At 54.3% G+C, this 20,652-nt stretch carries 18 protein-coding genes; 10 read left to right on the top strand and 8 right to left on the bottom strand.

The annotated features are described in order from the left end of the window. From nuoL to AC52W5_RS10435, 3 genes are read left to right on the top strand one after another with little or no spacing between them, the layout of a single operon-like run. Positions 1-1,974, top strand: coding sequence for an NADH-quinone oxidoreductase subunit L (gene nuoL / locus AC52W5_RS10445; RefSeq protein WP_495670949.1), 1,974 nt, complete (start codon positions 1-3; stop codon positions 1,972-1,974). Continuing rightward, positions 1,971-3,473, top strand: a complete 1,503-nt coding sequence (gene nuoM / locus AC52W5_RS10440) for an NADH-quinone oxidoreductase subunit M (protein WP_495670948.1) — start codon at positions 1,971-1,973, stop codon at positions 3,471-3,473. The genes nuoL and nuoM overlap by 4 nt, the downstream gene beginning before the upstream one ends. Before the next feature lie 5 nt (positions 3,474-3,478). Beyond that, positions 3,479-5,002 (top strand): NADH-quinone oxidoreductase subunit N, encoded by a 1,524-nt coding sequence (locus AC52W5_RS10435; protein ID WP_495670947.1) that lies wholly within the window; start codon positions 3,479-3,481, stop codon positions 5,000-5,002. A 63-nt stretch (positions 5,003-5,065) separates the two neighbouring features. Here AC52W5_RS10435 and AC52W5_RS10430 read toward each other — a convergent pair whose 3' ends face one another. The 4 genes from AC52W5_RS10430 to AC52W5_RS10415 form a co-directional block, all read right to left on the bottom strand. After that, positions 5,066-5,836 (bottom strand): ADP-ribosylglycohydrolase family protein, encoded by a 771-nt coding sequence (locus AC52W5_RS10430; RefSeq protein ID WP_495670946.1) that lies wholly within the window; start codon positions 5,834-5,836, stop codon positions 5,066-5,068. Positions 5,837-6,087: 251 nt separating this feature from the next. Further along, on the bottom strand, positions 6,088-6,270 hold the full coding sequence (locus AC52W5_RS10425; RefSeq protein ID WP_074973368.1) for a Trm112 family protein: 183 nt from the start codon (positions 6,268-6,270) through the stop codon (positions 6,088-6,090). 221 nt (positions 6,271-6,491) lie between these two features. Further along, positions 6,492-6,908 carry an ExbD/TolR family protein gene (locus AC52W5_RS10420; protein WP_074973367.1) on the bottom strand — a complete coding sequence of 139 codons (417 nt, stop codon included), beginning with the start codon at positions 6,906-6,908 and terminating at the stop codon, positions 6,492-6,494. 99 nt (positions 6,909-7,007) lie between these two features. Beyond that, entirely contained in the window at positions 7,008-7,619 is a 612-nt protein-coding gene (locus AC52W5_RS10415; RefSeq protein ID WP_074973365.1) for a MotA/TolQ/ExbB proton channel family protein, read from the bottom strand. 335 nt (positions 7,620-7,954) lie between these two features. On the opposite strand from AC52W5_RS10415, the gene xseA reads away from it, so the two are divergent. From xseA to htpX, 5 genes are all read left to right on the top strand, one after another. Next, positions 7,955-9,298, top strand: a complete 1,344-nt coding sequence (gene xseA / locus AC52W5_RS10410; protein WP_495670945.1) for an exodeoxyribonuclease VII large subunit — start codon at positions 7,955-7,957, stop codon at positions 9,296-9,298. Positions 9,299-9,547: 249 nt separating this feature from the next. Further along, the gene (locus tag AC52W5_RS10405; RefSeq protein WP_011380379.1) at positions 9,548-9,925 is read left to right on the top strand and encodes a DUF423 domain-containing protein; all 378 of its coding nucleotides are present in this window, start codon (positions 9,548-9,550) and stop codon (positions 9,923-9,925) included. Positions 9,926-9,995: 70 nt separating this feature from the next. Further along, positions 9,996-11,195 (top strand): THUMP domain-containing class I SAM-dependent RNA methyltransferase, encoded by a 1,200-nt coding sequence (locus AC52W5_RS10400; RefSeq protein ID WP_495670944.1) that lies wholly within the window; start codon positions 9,996-9,998, stop codon positions 11,193-11,195. Further along, positions 11,188-11,691 carry a disulfide bond formation protein B gene (locus AC52W5_RS10395; RefSeq protein WP_495670943.1) on the top strand — a complete coding sequence of 168 codons (504 nt, stop codon included), beginning with the start codon at positions 11,188-11,190 and terminating at the stop codon, positions 11,689-11,691. Before AC52W5_RS10400 ends, AC52W5_RS10395 begins: the two co-directional genes overlap by 8 nt. Before the next feature lie 222 nt (positions 11,692-11,913). Further along, positions 11,914-12,795, top strand: a complete 882-nt coding sequence (htpX, locus tag AC52W5_RS10390; RefSeq protein WP_074973356.1) for a protease HtpX — start codon at positions 11,914-11,916, stop codon at positions 12,793-12,795. Positions 12,796-12,910: 115 nt separating this feature from the next. Here htpX and AC52W5_RS10385 read toward each other — a convergent pair whose 3' ends face one another. Next, positions 12,911-13,711 carry an MlaA family lipoprotein gene (locus AC52W5_RS10385; protein ID WP_495670942.1) on the bottom strand — a complete coding sequence of 267 codons (801 nt, stop codon included), beginning with the start codon at positions 13,709-13,711 and terminating at the stop codon, positions 12,911-12,913. A gap of 357 nt (positions 13,712-14,068) precedes the next feature. After that, positions 14,069-15,604 carry a murein biosynthesis integral membrane protein MurJ gene (gene murJ, locus AC52W5_RS10380; protein WP_495670941.1) on the bottom strand — a complete coding sequence of 512 codons (1,536 nt, stop codon included), beginning with the start codon at positions 15,602-15,604 and terminating at the stop codon, positions 14,069-14,071. Positions 15,605-15,812: 208 nt separating this feature from the next. Here murJ and rpsT point away from each other — a divergent pair, with 208 nt between their 5' ends. Further along, a complete protein-coding gene (rpsT, locus tag AC52W5_RS10375; protein WP_074973352.1) occupies positions 15,813-16,076 on the top strand; it encodes a 30S ribosomal protein S20 in 264 nt (87 codons plus the stop codon). A 197-nt stretch (positions 16,077-16,273) separates the two neighbouring features. Here rpsT and AC52W5_RS10370 read toward each other — a convergent pair whose 3' ends face one another. Both AC52W5_RS10370 and AC52W5_RS10365 read right to left on the bottom strand, forming a co-directional pair. Continuing rightward, the gene (locus tag AC52W5_RS10370) at positions 16,274-17,077 is read right to left on the bottom strand and encodes a slipin family protein (protein ID WP_074973350.1); all 804 of its coding nucleotides are present in this window, start codon (positions 17,075-17,077) and stop codon (positions 16,274-16,276) included. A gap of 13 nt (positions 17,078-17,090) precedes the next feature. Beyond that, the gene (locus AC52W5_RS10365; RefSeq protein WP_074973349.1) at positions 17,091-18,461 is read right to left on the bottom strand and encodes an NfeD family protein; all 1,371 of its coding nucleotides are present in this window, start codon (positions 18,459-18,461) and stop codon (positions 17,091-17,093) included. 114 nt (positions 18,462-18,575) lie between these two features. Between AC52W5_RS10365 and AC52W5_RS10360 the strand changes: the two genes are divergently transcribed. Continuing rightward, a complete protein-coding gene (locus AC52W5_RS10360) occupies positions 18,576-20,555 on the top strand; it encodes an aminotransferase class I/II-fold pyridoxal phosphate-dependent enzyme (protein WP_495670940.1) in 1,980 nt (659 codons plus the stop codon). Positions 20,556-20,652 lie beyond the last annotated feature (97 nt).

The raw sequence follows: 20,652 nt of genomic DNA, 5'->3' as shown, positions 1-20,652 counted from the left end.
ATGCTGCCCCTGCTCTGGCTTATTCCCACGCTGCCTCTAGCCGGCTTCCTGCTGCTGGTGCTGGGTGGAAACCATCTGGGGCATCGCAGTATCGCGGTAATCGGGACGGGATCGGTGGCTCTCTCGGCACTCATTGCCATCCTGATCGGAATCGACTTCGTCGCTGCGCCGCCACCGGGTTTTGTTTTCCGGCAGGAAGCATGGACCTGGATCGCTGTGGTCGATTTCTCGCCAGGAATTGTTTTTTATCTTGACGCCTTATCACTGGTGATGGTCCTGGTCGTGACTGTCATCAGTTTCCTGATACATCTTTATTCCACAGAGTTCATGAGTCGCGATGAGGGCTATGCGCGCTTTTTCGCCTATATGAATCTCTTCGTCGGCTCGATGTGCATCCTGGTTCTTGCCGACAATCTGCTGTTTCTTTACCTGGGCTGGGAAGGGGTGGGACTTTGCAGCTACCTGCTGATCGGATTCTGGTATCGCGACCCTGCCAATGGGCGCGCGGCGCGCAAAGCATTTATCGTGACCCGGGTCGGCGATACCGCCATGGCGATCGGCTTTTTTCTGCTGTTCACTCATCTGGGAACCCTTGATATCCAGCCGTTGATGCAGCGCGCGACGCAGCAGTGGCCGGAGGGGTCGGAGCTCGCTATTCTCGCTGCAGCGCTTCTGCTTGGCGGTGCGGTGGGCAAATCTGCCCAGCTCCCGCTACAGACTTGGCTGCCTGATGCAATGGCCGGCCCCACACCAGTGAGCGCGCTGATGCATGCGGCGACTATGGTAACAGCAGGCGTATATCTGATCGCCCGCACGCATGCGCTCTTTACGCTCGCCCCAGTAGTGCAGCTTGCGGTAGCAGTGGTCGGCGCCCTTACCCTGCTGCTGGCGGGATTCAGTGCGCTTGCGCAAAACGACATCAAGCGGGTGCTGGCCTATTCGACCATCAGCCAGCTTGGTTATATGTTCCTTGCTCTGGGAGTAGGCGCCTGGTCAGCCGCCATCTTTCACCTGGTGACGCACGCTTTCTTCAAGGCTCTGCTGTTCCTGAGTGCAGGTGTGGTCATCATGAGCCTGCACGAGGAACATGATATTTTCCGGATGGGTGCATTGAGGAAAAAACTTCCCGTTACATTCTGGACTTTTCTGATTGGCAGCGCATCGCTCGCGGCGCTGCCGCTCGTTACTGCGGGCTTCTACAGCAAGGACCTGATTCTTTGGCAGGCCTGGTCGTCAACAGGAGGGAATCCATGGTTATGGGCCGCGGGGTGGGGAGGTGCAATATTGACGGGACTCTACATCTTTCGCGTGGTGTTTCTCGTCTTTTTTGGCCAAGCGAGGACTGCGACGCCTCCCGAAACCCGGCGGCCAGGGCTGCGCATAACTATACCGCTTGTCGTTCTTGCAGCATTCTCTCTGGTGGGCGGATGGATTGAAACCCCGCCTTTTCTCGGAAATTTAACGCTGTTTTCCGATTTTGTTCAGCATGCCTTGCCGCCGACTCAGCTCGTTCATGCCGGTAAAAACGACGAAACCATTCTGGAACTGCTCGCAATTGCTGCCTCTCTTGGCAGCATTGCGCTGGCATACCTGTTGTTTTTGAGATATCCCACCTTTCTCCATAGGCTGATGCTGATCCCGGCATTGGCAAGAATCCGGGAGTTCTGGCATTTTGGTTGGGGCTTCGACAGTTTTTATGAGTTCCTGTTCGTCCGGCCCTATCTCTGGCTTGCACATGTCGATCAGCGTGACGTGATCGACGATATCTACCGCATGGCGTTTGCATGCACACTCAGGTGGCTCCAGAAGATCAATCGGCACGACCTGATCGACAATATCTATAGCGGCCTGGCCGGGCTTTGTCTGTTTTTCCATCGCGCCTTGAGTGCAACGCAAAGCGGACAGGTACGTCGCTACGCGGCAGCGATTGCCGCCGGATCGATCGGTATTATATTCATGGGGGTATTCGCATGATCCTCGCTGCATTGATTTTCATTCCGGTAGCGGGCGGTTTGCTGTCATGGATGGCGGATCGCTGGCATCCGGGCGCGGCAAAGTGGCTCGCATTGGCCACGGTGGGCATCGAGTTCGTATTGACGATATGCCTTTGGCTGCAGTCTGCCAGCGCTATGGCTCTTCCCGCTCACGGGGGGTGGCTTGCCGAGACCAGGGCGGAATGGATTCCGCGTTTCGGAGTGAGCTTTCATCTGGCCATGGATGGAATAAGCCTCATCCTGGTCGTGCTGACCGCTTTTCTGGGGATAGTATCGGTGGCATGTTCCTGGACGGAAATCCAGAAGCGTGTCGGGTTCTTTTACTTCAACCTGCTATGGACTGTGGCAGGGGCGATCGGTGTATTCCTTGCGCTGGACCTGTTTCTGTTTTTCTTCTTCTGGGAGCTGATGCTGGTGCCGATGTATTTCCTGATTGGGATCTGGGGCCATGAGAATCGGCAGTATGCATCAATCAAGTTCTTCATTTTCGCGCAGGGGAGCGGTATGTTCATGCTGGTGGCAATTCTCGCGCTGGTATTCGTCCATTACCGTAGTACTGGAGTGCTGACATTTGATTATTTCGATCTGTTGAATGCCACACTGTCTCCCTCCACCGAGATGTGGATCATGCTCGGCTTTTTCATTGCGTTCGCAGTCAAGACGCCCATCGTGCCATTTCATACCTGGCTGCCGGATGCACATACCGAGGCGCCGACAGCAGGAAGCGTGATTCTTGCAGGAGTGCTGCTGAAAACAGGAGCCTACGGACTATTGCGCTTTATTGTTCCGCTATTTCCAGAGGCCGCGGCGCATTTTGCTCCGGTGGCGATGGTGCTGGGAGCAACCGGAGTTCTCTATGGCGCTTTCCTGGCGTTCGCCCAGACGGATTTCAAGCGCCTCGTGGCCTACACCAGCGTAAGTCACCTGGGCTTTGCCGTGCTCGGGATATTCGCCTGGAATCCCTGGTCGCTTGGGGGAGCCGTGATGCAGATGATCGCGCATGGCATCAGTACGGGAGCATTGTTTGTAATCGCAGGCATTTTGCAGGAGCGGACCCATACACGCGATATGCAGCGCTTTGAAGGCCTGTGGAGCGTCGTACCGCGCCTGGCGGCAATGGGATTGTTTTTTGCTATTGCCGCGCTTGGGCTGCCGGGAATGGGTAATTTCGTCGGGGAGTTCCTGGTACTGATGGGATTATCCACCAGCAGCAGCGTGCTGGCGTCCGTCGCAACCGTGGTATTTGTCGCCAGTGTCGTGTATGCGCTTGCGCTGGTGCAGAAAACTTTTCATGGCGAGAATAAGCATGGTTGGCAACTACATGATCTCTCAAGCCGTGAAATGGCGACCCTGTATTCAATGGCAGCCATTACCTTATGGCTGGGGTTGTACCCGCAGCCGGTACTGAATGCCGCGCCAAACACCGCAAATAGTCCGCCTGCGATTGCTGTTACCCGCCATGAGGTCAATGTGGAATGAACCCGATGCCCTCCGCGCTACACTCCGACTCCCTGCACTTCGACCTCTTGACCCTGTCACCGCTCATTCTCCTTGCCGCAGCTGCGGTAGTGGTGATGCTGGCCGCAGCCTTTTACCGTCATCCCCGGCCGGTCATGATATTGACGCTCGCCGGCCTGGTTCTGTCATTTGCGGCATTGTTCCTGCCCCACGGTATCGCGGGCATCGCGTCTCCTCAGGTCACGGCTCTGCTGGTACTGGATCACTACGCGCTGTTTTTCATCGGACTCATCGTTGTCGCGACCTTTGTCGTCGCGGTGCTGTGTTACCGCTACTTCGGCGGAGACGAAAGCCGGCATGAAGCGCTTTACATCCTGTTACTGCTGGCCGCCCTTGGTGGGGGAGTTCTGGTGGCAAGCAGCCATTTTGCTTCGTTTCTCCTGGGTCTGGAACTACTCAGCATTTCGTTGTTTGCATTGATCGCCTATCCGCGATTCACAGAGCGTCCTCTCGAAGCAGGAATCAAGTACCTGATCCTCGCCGGGTTCTCATCCGGGTTGCTCTTGTTTGGCATGGCGCTGGTCTATGCGCAGCTTGGGACGATGCAGTTTGTGAAAATCGGGACAATGCTTGCTGAGCCTAACGGAGCGTTGGAACTCTATGGGTTGGCGGGGCTCGCACTGATTGTGACCGGTGTTGGATTCAAACTGGCGCTGGTGCCCTTTCACATGTGGACTCCGGATGTATATGAAGGTGCACCTGCGCCGATTACCGCATTCATCGCCACTGTTTCAAAGGGCGCCATGCTTGCCCTGCTGCTGCGCTATTTCCTCATGGCAGGCGCGCACCAGTCGCAGTCGATCACATTCTCATTGAGCCTGGTTGCCGTCACGACGATCTTGGTTGGCAACCTGCTCGCCCTGTTACAGGATAACATCAAGCGGATTCTTGCCTATTCCTCCATTGCACAGCTTGGCTATCTGCTGGTCGGGTTCCTGGCCTTTGATCAGCTGGCGATCGAGGCGGTAGCTTATTTTCTGACAGCCTATTTCGTCACCATGCTGGGCGCCTTCGGTGTGGTAACGGTATTGTCCGACGGGTTCAATGACGAATCCGGGGGCGAATTGCATGGTGCAGCGGAAAGGGATAGCGACAGGCTGGCGGATTATGCAGGTCTGTTCTGGCACAGGCCGTGGCTGGCGGGAGTGTTTACCGCCATGCTGCTGTCGCTGACTGGAATCCCCCTGACAATGGGCTTTATCGGCAAGTTCTATATAGTAACGGCCGGGGTGGAAGCATCGTTATGGATGCCTGTGATTGCGCTGGTTGTCGGCAGCATCATCGCGCTGTTCTATTACCTGCGTATTATCACAGTGATGTATGCGTCGGGCTCGGAGGCAACCGGTGAAGCAATCATGCCGCGCGTTGCATCACCCTCCTTTGCGGAAAGTGTAACGCTGGCGGCGCTGGCGTTATTGCTTATATGGCTGGGCATCTTTCCGACCCAGCTTATTGATGTGCTTGAAGGAACGGTGGTGGATTTGACCTGATTACGTGCTTCGTCTATTTGTCCCTGTCTTGCTGCCTGCTTTGTCGCTCGCCTTGGCGTTTTATCATTGAATGACTGCGCAGGCGTCTGCAGCCTCCGCGAACTTCCGATATCGCGCCAGCCACTGAAACGGAATGGGGAATTCGTAAGTATTCTGTCTTGCCGCATGTGTCGCCACGAGGGCGCCCAGCATGATCGATCGGCCGCAGCTGTCTCCACCCGCGCGTATGTTGGTTTCGACTGCGCTCCGGTAATCGCTGGCAGTTTGCGCAATGTGGAAGATGACAGGCAGACCTTCCGTGACGTGACAGGCGGGACCGAAGCGTTCAGTTGCACCGATACCATCCGGCCTGGGCATTGAGAGTGCTTCTTCAAGCAGCGGCCGGAGCACGCTGCCTGCAAGCGGCAAAGCATCTGCCAGGGCTTGTGGCATTGACATGCCATGCAAAAGGTTGAATAACGCTGCGGCAGAACATTGCGCGGCGGCAACGGCCGTTTCGTTATTGTTTGTTATGCGCACCACTTCATCGACCCGCGGCATGAGCTCATCCAGTGTTCCTGTGTGTGCGGCCACCAGCGGTGGGATCGCTGACAGGGATGGATGCTGGTCGTCATCCGCGCCGGAGGCTGCCGGAAATTCCGCCGGTTCCAGTGGTAACAATGTGCGCAGCGTGAAGCGAGTAGGGGAATCAATATACCCCACGTATTTCCCGCCCGGCCCGAAGCAGGCGCGATATTCGCTCTGATACTCGACCCGGTTGAACCGTCCGTGCTTTGCCAGGTGCTGCAGCATCAGCAGACAAACCTCTCCATAGGAGCTTGACTCGCCGGACATCTTTCCGCCATGCGCAAAGTATCCCTTTCCCCCGGCATAATTTGCCTCCTCCGGTTGCAGAAATACAGGCCCCGCGGACCCCGAGCTGCTTCGATCTCTGCGATGCGGGCAGAATCATAAATCCAGTGCAGCCCTAGGGCGGCGCTGTCCGCTATCAGAGCGCCAAGAACCGCCTCACTATTCAGACTCTTCATTCTTCACATCCTTTCAGGCTTCCAGAGACCAGAAATCCAATGCCACTGGACATTCTGTCAGCTGATTTCTTCCTCCACCGGCAGCTTTCGGGCTTCATCTTCCAGCATGATGGGAATTCCATCCCTGATGGGGAATGCCAGCCTGTCGGCCTTGCAGATGAGTTCGTTTTGAGACTTCCGGTACAGCAGCGGCGATTTGCATAACGGGCATACCAGAATGTCGAGCAATTTCGGATCCATAATTCAGCCTCAATTTTAAGGTTTCACCTCAATCAGTTGCTTGCAATCAGCCCAGCCATTTTCCAGGCACTCTGCTTGAAGCTGTTTTCCAATGTTCAAAGGACGCCATTGTTGGCTTGGCTGGATTCTAGGTCAAGCCCGGAATGACGGGATTCATAATAATTTTCTGACCAGATAATAAGGCGAAGCCCGATTTTTCGTCGGCCTTCGGTCTTCCAGCACTATTCCCGGTTCTGAGTGGTGAAAGTGATGCGATTGTATCCCGCCATTCGCGCTGCCTCCATCACTGTTATAACTGACTGGTGCGTTGCCCTGGCGTCCGCATTGATGACTATCACCGGGTCTACACGGCTTCCTGCTGCCGTTCGCAATTCGTCGTGGAACTGGGCAACATTCCGAAACTGGATAGGCGTTCGATTGATCATGTAGTTCCCGGTCGCGCTGACCGAGATATCGATGACATTCGATCGCTCGCCGGATTTTTCGGAGGAGGCTTGCGGCAAAGTGATTTCCAGTTCCGAAAACCGGGAGTAGGTGGTAGTGATCATCAGAAAAATCAGGATGACAAGCAGCACATCGATCATCGGGACCAGATTGATTTCAGGTTCTTCTTTGTGTCTGCCGCGCTGGAAATTCATGACCAGGATTCGATGGAATAGGAGAGCAATGGATGAGAGCGGATAAGAGCAGTTTCAGGTGAGCGGGTTATAATGGATCGGGCATAACGTCTCCAGTAATCAGCCCTTTCTTTCGCCATGAATGATTTCCACCAGTTTCAATGCCTGCAATTCCATCTCTATTATCAGCTCATCCACCTTCGCGCGGAAATACCGGTAAAACATGATACTGGGAATGGCGACAAGGATGCCAAAAGCGGCATTATAAAGCGCTACGGAGATGCCATGCGCCAGTTGCGCCGGGTTGTTGCCGCTGGCAGGAGTGGTTGCGCCGAATATTTCGATCATGCCGACCAGTGTCCCGAACAGGCCCATCAACGGGCTTATGGAGCCGATCGTTCCCAGAGTGGTGAGATAGCGTTCCAGTTGATGGGCAACGGCACGACCGGCTTCTTCTATGGATTCTTTCATGACTTCCCGCGTACTGGTGTCATTTTTCAGTCCGGCAGAAAAAATCTGACCGAGGGGAGAATGCTTCTGGAGACGGCCGAGCATTTCGGAAGACACGCCCGCTTCGCGGTACTCACGCACTACCAGCGGCAAGAGATTCCGCGGTGCGACCACGCTGAGGCGCAGCGCCCAGATGCGCTCGCCGATGATGGCTACCGCGACGATGGATGCCAGAATGATCGGCCAGATCGGCCAGCCGGCGGCTTGAATCAACGCGAACACGGAGGGAGTCTCCTTGGCAAAAATACAGAAATAGAGTCCGAATCAGAGCGAATCAGGGCTTCGGGGATGGTCTTAATGTAGCGTGCTGCTGTGATTTCAGCAAGAATGAAAGGTTTTTTATTGTCCACAATTGCTGTGGATAAGTTTGTGGGTAATATGCAGATAGAGCTTTTAAGTCGCCCTTCCATAACAACTTTTTCTGACTAGACTAATTTTTGAACTTATCATATATTAATTTAAAAACATAAGGTTACATTATACCCAGATTTCGCGCGGGTTGGCGCTGCATAATATGCTATTTTCGTGACAGGTGTGGATTATTGTAAAATGTCAAGATGAATCACGTTCTGGAAATGGGTTTCGAGCGGGCGGTCATGAGCGTGAGCGAATTGAACCGCAACGCCAAGGAGTTGCTGGAGCAGGCTTTTCCATTGTCCTGGGTGGCTGGCGAGATTTCCAATATCAAGTGTTATGGCTCCGGCCACTGGTACTTCTCCCTGAAGGATGAGATTGCTCAGGTGCGCTGTGTCATGTTCCGGGAAAAAAACCAGTACCTGGACTGGCAGCCCCGGGACGGCATGCGGGTGGAAGTGCGGGCGCTGGTAACGCTATATCATGCGCGCGGCGATTTCCAACTGAACATCGAGACTATCCGCCATGCCGGACTCGGTTCGCTGTTTGAAGCTTTCGAGCAACTCAAGGCGAGGCTTGGAAAAGAAGGATTGTTCGATTCCGAGCGTAAGAAACCATTGCCCGAGTTTCCAAAGCAGATTGGAATCATCACTTCTCCTGCTGCCGCCGCGCTGCATGATGTACTGTCCACCTTGCAGCGACGCATGCCTTCCGTCCCCATAATCGTTTATCCAACGCCTGTTCAGGGCGCCGGCGCTTCAGTAAAGATCGCGAGCGCCATTCAAACCGCTGCAAGCCGGGCTGAGTGCGATGTACTGATACTGTGCCGGGGCGGTGGTTCTCTGGAGGATCTGTGGGCTTTCAACGAGGAGGTTGTGGCACGCGCAATTGCGGCTTGTTCCATTCCCATTGTCAGCGGAGTAGGTCACGAAACCGATTTTACCATTGCGGATTTTGTCGCCGATGTCCGGGCGCCCACGCCGACCGGCGCATCCCAGCTCGTGTGTCCGGACCGCGCAGAACTGGCGAGACGTGGAGAAATTCTTTGTGGACGCATGCATCGCGCGATCCAGCGGCGCATCGAAAGCCGGATGCAGCATACCGATATGCTGGGATGCCGCCTGGTGCATCCGGGAAAGCGTATCGAAGCCCAACTGGTACAGCTTGCGCGTTTGCGCGAACGCCTGGAAAGAGCATGGCAACGTCATGCGAAAGAGCGGTGTTGGCGCTTGCGCGAGCTCCAGCAGCGCATGAAGATTGCCAGGCCCGACATTCCACGGCTGGAAGAGCGCCAGCAGGAACTCGGTCTACGCCTTCAGCGGGCGATCGCATCCCGGATTGAAACTCTCGGCATGCACTTGCAGCGCAGGGAAGCAAATCTTTCCCATCTGAATCCGGATTCCGTTCTGGCGCGAGGCTACAGTATTGCTTATACCCCCGATGGCACGGTATTGAGAAGAAATGATCAGGTCGACGTTGGTGATGTCATCCGCGTGACGTTTGCGAAAGGATGGAGCAAGGCGTCCGTGATGGAGAAGGGCGAGTAGTGGGAATGCGTATGCAGGATCGCATTCCATAACCTTCTGTCGAGTCTGGACATTCAGCCAAGGGTAGTGCAGACTTGACCGTTGGTGGGATTGTACCGAATCCGCATCGAACTCCCGTTCTCCCGCAGGGGAGAGATAAGTTTTTCCCGGATAAAAAGACGCTATGGAGATCGTTGCCATTCAATTCCGTTTATATGTTTCTGCCACTGGTCTCTGCCACTGAATCCTATCAGCTCTTTCCACAAAAATATGTCTCCAAAAATCTTTCTCACGCTGGGCGCAGTCAATGCATTTCTCTGCGTCGCTTTGGGTGCGTTCGGCGCGCACGGCCTGAAGCAGACGCTCTCCGCTGATATGCTGGCCGTATACCAGACCGGTGTGCAGTATCATTTTTATCATGCGCTCGGCCTTATCGCAGTGGGTCTCGTGCTGTTTCAGTTTCCCGCTTCCAAATGGGTGGCGTTATCCGGATGGCTGATGTGTGCCGGAATTGTTCTGTTTTCTGCCAGTCTTTATGCGCTGAGCCTCACGGGCATACGCGGCCTTGGCGCCATCACCCCATTGGGCGGCGTGTCATTCCTCACGGCGTGGGCCCTGCTTGCCTACGGCTCGTGGACAGCAAGATAAACCCATTTCTGTGAGTATCCGGGGATCAGGTTCCCCTGATATTCGTGACCCGCCTGCATTCTGTCATCCTGTGACGCTTCATCATTTTTTTGCTCCTTGTCCCCGTGGCGTGGAATCCGCGCTCGTTGCCGAGCTGGAGCGCCTCGATGCATCTGCCATAAATCGTCAGGACGGGGGCGTGGAATTCCAGGGAGACTGGGATACCTGCTATCGAACCAATCTGGAAAGCCGTATTGCCAGCCGTGTTCTCTGGCGCGTGGCCAGCGAACCTTACGCTACCGAAATTGACGTATATAAGGTTGCGCGCCACTTGCCCTGGCACGATTGGTTCGCTCCGGCGCTTACAATCAAGGTCAACGTGGCTGCTATCAAGTGTCCGTTGCAGAGCTTGGATTTCGTTACGCTCAGGATCAAGGATGGAGTCTGCGACAGGTTCCGCGAAGTTGTCGGCAGCCGGCCAAGTGTCGATACCGGGCAACCGGATATCCGGATTCACGGCTTTCTCGATGCCCGCAGGATTTCTCTGTATCTGGATACCTCGGGTGATGCGTTATTCAAGCGTGGCCTCCGAAAGAATATCGGAGAGGCTCCACTACGGGAAAATCTTGCTGCAGGAATTTTATCGCTGGCAGACTGGCGCCCAGGAATTCCGCTGCTTGATCCCATGTGCGGGAGCGGAACCTTTCTGCTCGAAGCGGCACAAATTGCACTGAATATACCCCCAGGACTGGAACGGGGTTTTGCTTTCGAAAAGCTCAGGATATTTGACAAAAAACGATGGGAACAGATCAGAAAGGCGGCAATTGCAAAGCAAAAGACGAAATCGCAGCAACCGATATACGGCAGCGATTTGTATGGCAGTGCGATTGCTGTTGCCCAAGCCAATCTGGCGGCTGCCGGGCTTTCTGAAGCGGTTACTCTCAAGCAGGCGAACGTGCTGGAACTATCCGCGCCGGCGTTCTCTGGCTTTCTTGTCACCAACCCGCCCTACGGGGTGAGATTGGGGGAGCAGAAACAGCTCATGGAGTTTTACCCGAAACTCGGAGACGTGCTCAAGAAGAAATTCAGCGGATGGAATGCCTACATACTGACTGCTGATCCGCAGCTTCCCAAGCTCATACGTTTGACAGCCTCGCGCCGGATTCCGCTCTTCAACGGCGCGCTGGAGTGCCGCTTACTGGAATATAAAATTGTATCGGGCGGGATGCGCAAAACGAAGAAAACTGCCATCGATGAGCCAGGGCGGGTAACGGGAGTCGGGTATGAGTAACCCCATGACGCCGGTACGGAGCATATGGCTGGCGATATTCCTGGGGTGCGCGGCCCTGATCAGCTATGCGCTTTATCTGCAACTCGTGAAAAATCTTTTGCCATGCCCGCTTTGTGTCGTGCAGCGCATTGCCTACTGGTTGACAGGCTTAACTGCGCTGGCCGGTTTTTTTCATATTCCGGGAACAACAGGTCGCCGCATCTATGCCGGCCTGATGACAGTCTTTGCGTTCACCGGAGGACTGGTTGCCTTGCGGCAGGCCTGGCTTGTCCGCTACCCGGGGGCATTCGAATGCGGTATCAGCCCCGAAGAAGAGTTTCTGAACGCGCTGCCGCTGGCACGATGGTGGCCCGTCATGTTCGAAGCAAATGGCGATTGTGCCGATGTCACGTGGAAATTTGCTTCGCTTACTCTTCCGGATTGGTCGGCAATTTTCTTCATGATCCTTGTCGCTCTCTCGATTTATGTCCTGCTCATCCGCGAGAATCGGCGCTAGTGATACACTAACAGCTGCCCTGAACCCTTCGTTCACCGTTCGCCCTGAGCCTCTTTGGCAGGCTCAGGACAGGCTCGTTGAAGAGGGGTTGAGTCGATCAGGGCAGGACAGGAATATTGTGAGGAGCACGGTTCTGCCTACAACGTCTCCTTGAAAAATTGAACTCCCATCCCTATATATGATTGTATGATCCATCTTTGATACAAGGAAACGGAACTGCCCATGAAGCGAATTTTTCTATTTGTAGTTACCAACCTGGCCATCTTGCTGGTGCTGAGCATCACGCTACGCTTGTTGGGCGTTGACCGCATGCTTGACGAGCAGGGTGTGGGCATTGATTACAACTCACTGCTTGTCATGGCGGCAGTAATCGGTTTTGGCGGTTCGCTGATTTCGCTTGCCATGTCCAAGTGGACTGCGAAACGCATGACGGGAGCAGTCGTGATCGAGCAACCTTCCGATCCGACCGAGCGCTGGCTGGTGGAAACTGTTCGCCGCCAGGCTGAACGCGTTGGCATTGGTATGCCGGAAGTGGCGATTTACGATGCGCCTGACATGAATGCCTTTGCTACCGGCATGAACCGCAACGAGGCATTAGTGGCGGTAAGTACCGGCTTGCTCCACAGCATGACTAAAGATGAAATCGAAGGAGTGCTGGCACATGAAATAAGCCATGTTGCCAACGGCGATATGGTGACACTTGCGCTGATTCAGGGTGTCGTTAACACCTTCGTAATCTTTTTATCAAGAGTCATCGGGCATTTTGTGGATAGGGTTGTATTCAAAACAGAGCGAGAGCATGGGCCTGCCTTCATGATTACCACGCTGATTGCTCAAATGGTGCTGGGAATATTGGCAAGCATCATCGTGATGTGGTTCAGCCGGCAGCGCGAATTTCGCGCGGACGCGGGTGGTGCGCAGCTGGCCGGACGCAACAAAATGATCGCAGCGCTTGAACGCCTGCAACGCCGGCACGAACCCTCCCAGTTGCCGGAGCGGTTGGAAGCATTCGGTATTTCTGGAGGCGAAGGGGGTCTCAAAACCCTGTTCATGTCTCATCCGCCACTTGAAGTGCGTATTGCAGCGCTTCGCGCAATGACCTGATCAGCCATAAATTAAAAAGGGCGGGAGCATAAACATGCTCGCGCCCTTTTTTGCGCCCTGTCAGAATTGACGCGTCAGGTTTGACAAGCTTTTACTTCCTTGTTCCTTGCGCAGTTCAAATTTCTTCTTCATCCTCCATATTCTTCGGCGGATTCCCGTCGTGCACCAGATTCTGCCGTCTCTGGAGGTAGGCATCGCGGATAAACTCGTATTTATCGAGCGAAGCTTCTTCGAGAGTTTTCTCGGATTTGAGCAATCCGGCGCGGGTGTCTGTAACCTTGGTGGAGCCCACTATCGGACCTATAAAGGGTGCCACGAAAAAGCTGCCCACAAAAACAGGGTCAGTCACGGTGTCGATGACGCGGCCGCCTGCGTCCCGGGTGGAACTGGGTCCGAGGAAGGGTAATACGACATAAGGCCCGCTTGCGACTCCATAATAGCCCAAGGTTTGCCCAAAATCTTCATCGTGCTTTTCAAACCCGATACCGCTCGCCAGATCCACAATCCCGGCGAGGCCCAAAGTGCTATTCACTACGAACCGGGTGCTGCTGGTGAGTGCATTACCGAATTTGAGCTGCAGAAGGTTATTCAAGGTGATCGGTATGTCACCGAGGTTGGAGAACACATTTCCCACCGCTGTTTCGAGGGGGTCCGGCATTATCCATCTATAACCCTTTGCGATCGGTCTCATTAGATAGTCATCAACCGATTCATTGAATGAAAATATCTTGCGGTTGACGGATTCCCACGGGTCTTTTTTACTGTAGGTCGGGTAAGTGGCAGGCGGGGCTGCATTTTTGAATACGGGTCCCTCAATCGCTTCTGTTTGCCTGCTGTCATCAACAGAAGCGGTTTTGGCGGCCGAAGCGTTGTTCTCTGCAGAGACGCTTCCATCAGCCGCAGTGTCCTTAGCCATGGCCCCACCGTTAAGGAGAAATCCAAGAAGTAACGGCAATAATAGAGGAGAAGGTTTGACGGAGCGTGCCATAGTCAAGGTAAAATCCTGAAGTTGACAGGGAATATTTTTCGTCATTATATGCCTAATTTCAAGGAAGAAAACACTTTTTTTCTCGCCCAATTCCTGCAGTTTTTTCTGGTAGGTTTGTTCCTGTTCATCTGCTTTACGACGCAATTCTCACGATCTTGATGCCCTCTCCCCTATCCTCTCTCCCACAATGAGAGAGAGGTCCGATAATCCAATCTTTTGCTGTCTATCCAGCAGTCTTTTGCGAGCAGAAATGGAAATGAAGAGTAATGTAGCGCTTCCTGCAAACTATGCAGCGCGCCGGGAGAAATCCTTGAGGCGAAAACCGAGTAGCCATAAGGTGATAAAGTAACTTGCCGCACCGATTGTCACGACTCCTGCCAGGCGTATCCCTCGCACTGCCGCCGTATCCGTCAGCCAGGAAATATCGCTGCCTGAAGCAAACCATAATATGGTTCCCATCATCGCCAGGGCTCCCGATATTTTCGCCATAAAAATGCCCCATCCTGGTTGAGGCTGGTAAATCTGGTGGCGCCGTAATTTGTAATAGAGCATGCCCGCGTTGATACAGGCGCCTAATCCAATAGCAAGCGCCAGCCCGGCGTGTTGCAGCGGTATGATGAAGGCGAGATTCATCAACTGGGTCGCGACAAGCGTGATAAGGGCTATTTTTACCGGTGTCTTGATGTTTTGCCTTGCGTAGAAACCAGGCGCCAGCACTTTCACCAGAATCAGTCCCAGCAGACCCACGCTGTACGCTACGAGAGCATTGCGTGTCATCCAGACATCGTTGGTCGAGAACTCGCCGTGATGAAACAGTGTCGTGATAAGCGGCGTGGCAAGCAGTGCCAGTGCCAGCGCTGCGGGCAGCGTCAGCAGCATGGTCAGGCGCAAACCCCAGTCAAGCAGCCGGGAATATTCATCCGTGCTGTTGTCGGCATAGTGCCGCGACAAGGATGGCAGCAGGACCGTTCCGAGTGCAACACCCAGCAGACCGGCGGGAAACTCCATTAACCGATCCGCATAATAAAGCCAGGAAACGCTGCCCGTGACAAGAAAGGAAGCAAATATCGTGTTGATCAGCAGACTGATCTGGCCGATGGACATGCCGAAAACCGCCGGCGCCATTTGCTTGAGAACGCGCCACGCGCCATTGTCTCGGGATTTCAGGCGTGGGCGCGGCATCAATTTGAGGCGTATGAGGAACGGTACCTGGAAGGCAAGCTGGAACACGCCCCCGATGAATACTGCCCACGCGAGCGCCAGCACTGGCGGATCCATGAGTGGTGCCAGCCATAGCGAACAGCCGATAAACGACAGGTTGAGCAGGGCCGGAGTCAGCGCAGGCACCGAAAATCTGCTCCAGGTGTTGAGTATGCCGCCAGCCAGCGACACGAGCGAGATGAACAGGATGTAGGGAAACGTGATCCGCAGCAGTTCCACCGTGAGCTCGAATTTCTCGGGGTTTGCCGTGAATCCTGGCGCACTCACATAGATGACCAGCGGCGCCGCAATAACGCCTGCCAGCGTGACCGCAAATAGCGCAATGAACAGCAGTGTTGCGACATGACTTACCAGTTCGCGCGTATCTTCGGCTGTGCGGCGATTCTTGTATTCGGCAAGTATGGGTACGAAGGCCTGCGAAAACGCCCCTTCGGCGAACAGACGGCGCAACAGGTTGGGGATACGGAATGCCACAAAGAAAGCGTCGGTTTCGACGCCTGCGCCAAAAATGCGGGCAATGATGACATCCCGCACAAATCCCAGAATGCGGGATATGAATGTCATCCCGCTGATGGTGGCAAGGGCTTTGAGCAGATTCATGGATGCGTATGTTAACTGAATACCTGAAGTTTAGGGTTGCTTCACCATGAGCCATTCTTCATTGTCGTTCTCCGGCAGGTGGGATCAAATCAGTACAAGTGCTGCAATGGTTAGCAACAACAGATAGAGTTGTCAGTTTTCTTGCAATCAGGCGTAAACATCCGTATCATTCAGAAATTTTCCGTAAAGGGTAATCCGAGGAATTTTCATGGCCAACAGCGCACAAGCAAGAAAACGTGCTAGACAGAATATCAGTCATCGTAACTGCAACATGAGTTTGCGCTCGGAGTTGCGCACAGCAATCAAGCATGTGAGGAAGGCGATCGGATCGGCTGACAAAAATACTGCCCAGGCTGCATATCAGGCGTCTGTCGGTACCATAGATTCGATTGCGGACAAGGGAATCATTCACAAGAACAAAGCAGCCCGTCATAAAAGCCGTCTCTCGGCAGCCATCAAGGCGATGGCCTGATCGTTCAAATCCCAACAAAAGAGCCCGGGAATCACTCGGGCTTTTTTGTTGGCGCTCCTTTTGTCAATGGTTAGCACAAACCCGATCATGACATGGGTACGCAAAAGTTTCCGGCTTGAGCAGGAAAGGATCGGTTTCGGCTGGGTGGAGTCCGCATTGGCATCGGCATTAGCGGCGTTTACATAGATTTAGCGGGATCATGCATCGGGATCTTCTGGTCCTTCTGTATCATAAGCTTTCGCCTTCCGGTTTCCGGCCGCCTCTGTCAGCGTCGATACCAGATCCATCGGCACTGGAAAAATAACGGTATTGGATTTATCGCCCGCAATTGTCGTGAGCGTCTGGAGATAGCGCAGTTGCATGGCGCCGGCTTGCCGCGACAGCGTTTCTGCCGCCTGCATGAGTTGCTCGGATGCCTGTAATTCACCCTCTGCGTGAATCACCTTGGCACGGCGCTCGCGTTCCGCCTCCGCCTGCCGGGCAATAGCCCGTATCATGGATTCATCGATGTCCACATGCTTGATCTCGACATTCGAGACCTTGATACCCCAGGCATCGGTTTGAATGTCCAGCACCTTCTGGATATCCATGTTGAGCTTCTCGCGTTCAGCCAGCATTTCATCGAGTTCGTGCTTGCCTAATACCGATCGCAACGTGGTTTGTGCGAACTGACCGGTGGCGGCAAGAAAGTTTTCCACCTGGATGATGGATTTTTGCGGATCCACCACGCGAAAATACACCACCGCACTGACTTTTACAGAGACGTTGTCGCGTGAAATGACATCCTGGCTCGGTACGTCCATCACTATGGTACGCAGATCAACTTTCACCATTTTCTGGATACCGGGAATGATGATGATGAGGCCGGGGCCTTTCACCTTGTAGAAGCGCCCCAGCAGGAACACGACACCGCGTTCATATTCTCGCAGAATCCGGAATATCGAGAATAGGGCGAGGATAAGAATGAGGGCGAGCGTGCCGAATACCGAATTGGCGAGCATAAGTGTCTCCTGGTTATTTTTCAGTTGCGATTACGTGCAGGACGAGGCCGTCGATTCCTGTCACGCGCACCTTCTGGCCCCGGACCAGTGGTTGGGCGGAATGCACACTCCACAACTCGCCGCGAATACGCGCCATGCCCTCGCCGGAAGTGTCTTCCAGCATTTCTCCCACTGCGCCGACCATATGCTCCTGACCACTCACCAACGGTTTCTGGCGGCTCTTGAGCGCCATGCCGATTACGGAAACCAGGAAGAGGGCGCTGGCGAAGGCTACTCCACCGATGATCGGCCAGGGGATACCGAAACCGGGCACATCGCTGTCAATCAGCATCAGGGAGCCCACGACGAAAGCGATAATTCCGCCGATACCGAGAGCGCCGAAGCTGGGCAAGAACACTTCGGCCACCATGAATCCGATACCGAGCAGGATCAAGGCAAGTCCGGCATAACTCACCGGCAGTAACTGGAAGGCATACATGGCGATAAGCAGACAGATGGCGCCTGCCACACCGGGCAGCACAAAACCGGGGTTGGCAAACTCGAAGAACAGTCCGTAGATGCCGATAAGCATCAGGACATAGGCGACGCTTGGATTGGTGATGATGGCGAGCAGCTGCGTGCGCCAGTCGGGTTCTACGACTTCCACAGTGGTGGAGGTGGTATCGAGTGTACGGTCCTGGCCGAGTACGTTCACTTGCCTGCCATTAATCTGCTTTAACAGATCCGCAATGTCGGCAGCGACATAATCGATGACTTTGAGGTTTAGCGCTTCGGAGGCCGACAGGCTGACTGCTTCGCGGACGGCTCTTTCCGCCCATTCCACATTACGTCCGCGCATCTGTGCCAAGCCGCGTATGTATGCCGCAGCGTCATGAACCATTTTGCGGGACATTTCATCCTTTATGGGAAGCTTGTCCTCTTTCTCCGGATTTTGCTCGCGGTTCTCGCCAGATTTCGGTTTGGCCCCGGGTTCAGGCTCTGATCCTGGCAAGCCGCCAATTTCTATTGGCGTTGCGGCACCCAGGTTGGTGCCCGGCGCCATCGCGGCGATATGGCTTGCATAAAGGATATAAGTGCCGGCACTGGCTGCCCGAGCCCCACTCGGCGCCACAAAAGTTGCCACGGGCACGGGTGAAGCCAGGATGCCGCGTATGATCTGCCGCATGGAAGTGTCGAGCCCTCCCGGCGTGTCCAGTTGTAGCACCACGAGCAGCGCGCTCTCGTTCGCTGCGCGTTCCAGCCCTCGCTGGATGAAATCGGCGCTGACAGGAGCAATGGGACCATCGACTTTCAACACCACGACGGGGGAGGCCCGAACAATTGACGGCAACAGAAGCAGTATCGTCAGGATACTGGCAGAAAGAGTTCGAATGAGCAGTTTCATTTGTTCAATAGACCGTTTCATCCGTTACAAATTCGCCAAAAAAGCTTGGCAGATGCTTGCAATGCCCTTTATTTTGGCGCATAAAGCGACTTCCATATCAAAAGCATTTATTTCATGAAGAGACCGGTAAGCAGAATTCTCGTTATCAATGATGAAAAACTGATACTCAAGGAGCTGATAAAGGGATTGAACGCCGCGGCCAAATCCCTTGAAAACCCTCTCGGCCTCATGTTTTCAGGAGTCACTACTGCGCGCGAGGCGCTTCAGGCCATTCAGGAAGATGGCGACATTCAGTCCGTGCTGGTGGACGACACGCTCTACACCCTGAAAAATGGCGAGAAGGGTTCCCGCATCCTGCAGATGACCGCGCTGAAACTGGTGCAGGAAATAACCCGTTTCCGCCCCGAGCTGGATATCTACATCCTGATCGCGCAGGAGAAAGAGGATGAGGTGGTGGATGCGCTGTTTTCTGAAACCGTGGATGGTTATTTCTACCGGGAAGAGCGCGATTACCGGGGCATGTACCGGATTTTGAACGCGCAGCTTCAGGAAAAAGCGCGCACGCCTTTTTACGATCAACTCAAAAATTATGTATTGATGGCAAAGGATGCCTGGCATACGCCGGGGCATTCTTCGGGCGATTCGTTGCGCGATAGTCCCTGGGCCAGCGATTTTTATCAGTTTATCGGCGAGCATATTTTTCGGGCAGATCTGTCGGTATCGGTGCCCATGCTCGATTCGCTCATGGAGCCTTCCGGCGTCATCGCGGAAGCGCAGAAGATTGCGGCAAAGGCGTTTGGCGCCCGCCGCACTTTTTTTGCCACAAACGGCACCTCTACCGCCAACAAGGTGATATTCCAGACGTTGCTCGCCCCCGGCGAAAAGCTGCTGCTGGATCGGAACTGTCATAAATCGGTTCATCACGGGGTTGTCTTATCCGGCGCCCATCCAATCTATCTCAACTCCTCGGTAAACAAGAAATTCGGGGTTTATGGGCCGGTGCCCAAACAGACACTGTTCAGGGCAATCGAAGAACATCCCGATGCCCAGGCGCTCATACTCACGAGTTGCACCTACGATGGTTTCCGCTATGACCTGCCTCCGATCATCGAGGCCGCGCATGCCAAAGGCATCAAGGTGATCATCGATGAAGCCTGGTACGGCTTCGCCCGCTTTCATCCGGCTTTCCGTCCCACTGCCCTGGAAGCAGGCGCTGATTATGCTACTCAAAGTACACATAAGGTGCTGTCGGCTTTTTCCCAGTCCAGCATGATTCATGTCAATGATCCCGAATTCAACGAGCATCTGTTTCGGGAAAATTTCAACATGCATACTTCCACCAGCCCGCAGTACAGCATGATTGCAAGCCTCGACGTGGCGCGCAAACAGGTGGTGATGGAAGGATACAAATTGCTGTCGCGCACGCTGGAACTGGCGAAGGAAGTGCGCGAGCAAATCAATTCGACCGGTGTGTTTCGCGTACTGGAACTGGCGGATCTGCTGCCTGACGAGGTGAAGAGCGACAATATCCAGCTCGATTCGACCAAGGTGACGGTTGATATCTCCCGTTGCGGTTTTACCGTGGAAGATCTGATCCGGGAACTGTTCGAGCGATATAATATTCAGGTGGAAAAATCGACTTTCAATACGCTCACTCTGCTGCTGACCATCGGTACCACGCGCAGCAAGGTGTCACGTCTTTATGATGCTCTCATGCGCATTGCACGCGAAGGCAGGGCGCCTCGCAGACTCTACCAGATCCCGGAGCTTCCGGGATTTACCGAATTGAAGTATCTGCCGCGGGATGCTTTTTACTGTGGTGGCGAGATCGTCCCGCTACTCGACGAGCAGGAACGGGTAAACGATAGCCTGAAAGGGAAGATCTGCGCGGACCAGATCACGCCTTACCCGCCGGGTATTCCCGTGCTGGTGCCAGGCCAGACCATTACCTCCGAGGTGGTGCAATATCTGATCGGCATGCTCCGGTCGCAGAAACGGGTGGAAGTGCACGGGATCGTTTATGATGGCTATCTGCCGTGTTTGAGGCTGTTGAGCGAGGTGGAGGAAAAGAGCTTGAAAAAGCTTGCGAAATAGGTAAAACTAAAGGATTCCACAGAATAAACCACAATAAATTCCACCACGTCGCACGGCGGCTCATGCCGCCGTGTTGCATTCTGATCTGGCAAATTTA

Source organism: Nitrosospira sp. CT, assembly GCF_059489795.1.
This window is presented reverse-complemented; position numbering and strand designations above follow the sequence as displayed.

Coding starts and splice junctions, on each gene's coding strand:
- nuoL (WP_495670949.1), top strand. CDS start 1: ATGCTGCCCCTGCTCTGGCTTATTCCCACGCTGCCTCTAGCCGGCTTC.
- nuoM (WP_495670948.1), top strand. CDS start 1,971: ATGATCCTCGCTGCATTGATTTTCATTCCGGTAGCGGGCGGTTTGCTG.
- AC52W5_RS10435 (WP_495670947.1), top strand. CDS start 3,479: ATGCCCTCCGCGCTACACTCCGACTCCCTGCACTTCGACCTCTTGACC.
- AC52W5_RS10430 (WP_495670946.1), bottom strand. CDS start 5,836: ATGTCCGGCGAGTCAAGCTCCTATGGAGAGGTTTGTCTGCTGATGCTG.
- AC52W5_RS10425 (WP_074973368.1), bottom strand. CDS start 6,270: ATGGATCCGAAATTGCTCGACATTCTGGTATGCCCGTTATGCAAATCG.
- AC52W5_RS10420 (WP_074973367.1), bottom strand. CDS start 6,908: ATGAATTTCCAGCGCGGCAGACACAAAGAAGAACCTGAAATCAATCTG.
- xseA (WP_495670945.1), top strand. CDS start 7,955: ATGAATCACGTTCTGGAAATGGGTTTCGAGCGGGCGGTCATGAGCGTG.
- AC52W5_RS10405 (WP_011380379.1), top strand. CDS start 9,548: ATGTCTCCAAAAATCTTTCTCACGCTGGGCGCAGTCAATGCATTTCTC.
- AC52W5_RS10395 (WP_495670943.1), top strand. CDS start 11,188: ATGAGTAACCCCATGACGCCGGTACGGAGCATATGGCTGGCGATATTC.
- htpX (WP_074973356.1), top strand. CDS start 11,914: ATGAAGCGAATTTTTCTATTTGTAGTTACCAACCTGGCCATCTTGCTG.
- AC52W5_RS10385 (WP_495670942.1), bottom strand. CDS start 13,711: ATGGCTAAGGACACTGCGGCTGATGGAAGCGTCTCTGCAGAGAACAAC.
- murJ (WP_495670941.1), bottom strand. CDS start 15,604: ATGAATCTGCTCAAAGCCCTTGCCACCATCAGCGGGATGACATTCATA.
- rpsT (WP_074973352.1), top strand. CDS start 15,813: ATGGCCAACAGCGCACAAGCAAGAAAACGTGCTAGACAGAATATCAGT.
- AC52W5_RS10370 (WP_074973350.1), bottom strand. CDS start 17,077: ATGCTCGCCAATTCGGTATTCGGCACGCTCGCCCTCATTCTTATCCTC.
- AC52W5_RS10365 (WP_074973349.1), bottom strand. CDS start 18,461: ATGAAACTGCTCATTCGAACTCTTTCTGCCAGTATCCTGACGATACTG.
- AC52W5_RS10360 (WP_495670940.1), top strand. CDS start 18,576: ATGAAGAGACCGGTAAGCAGAATTCTCGTTATCAATGATGAAAAACTG.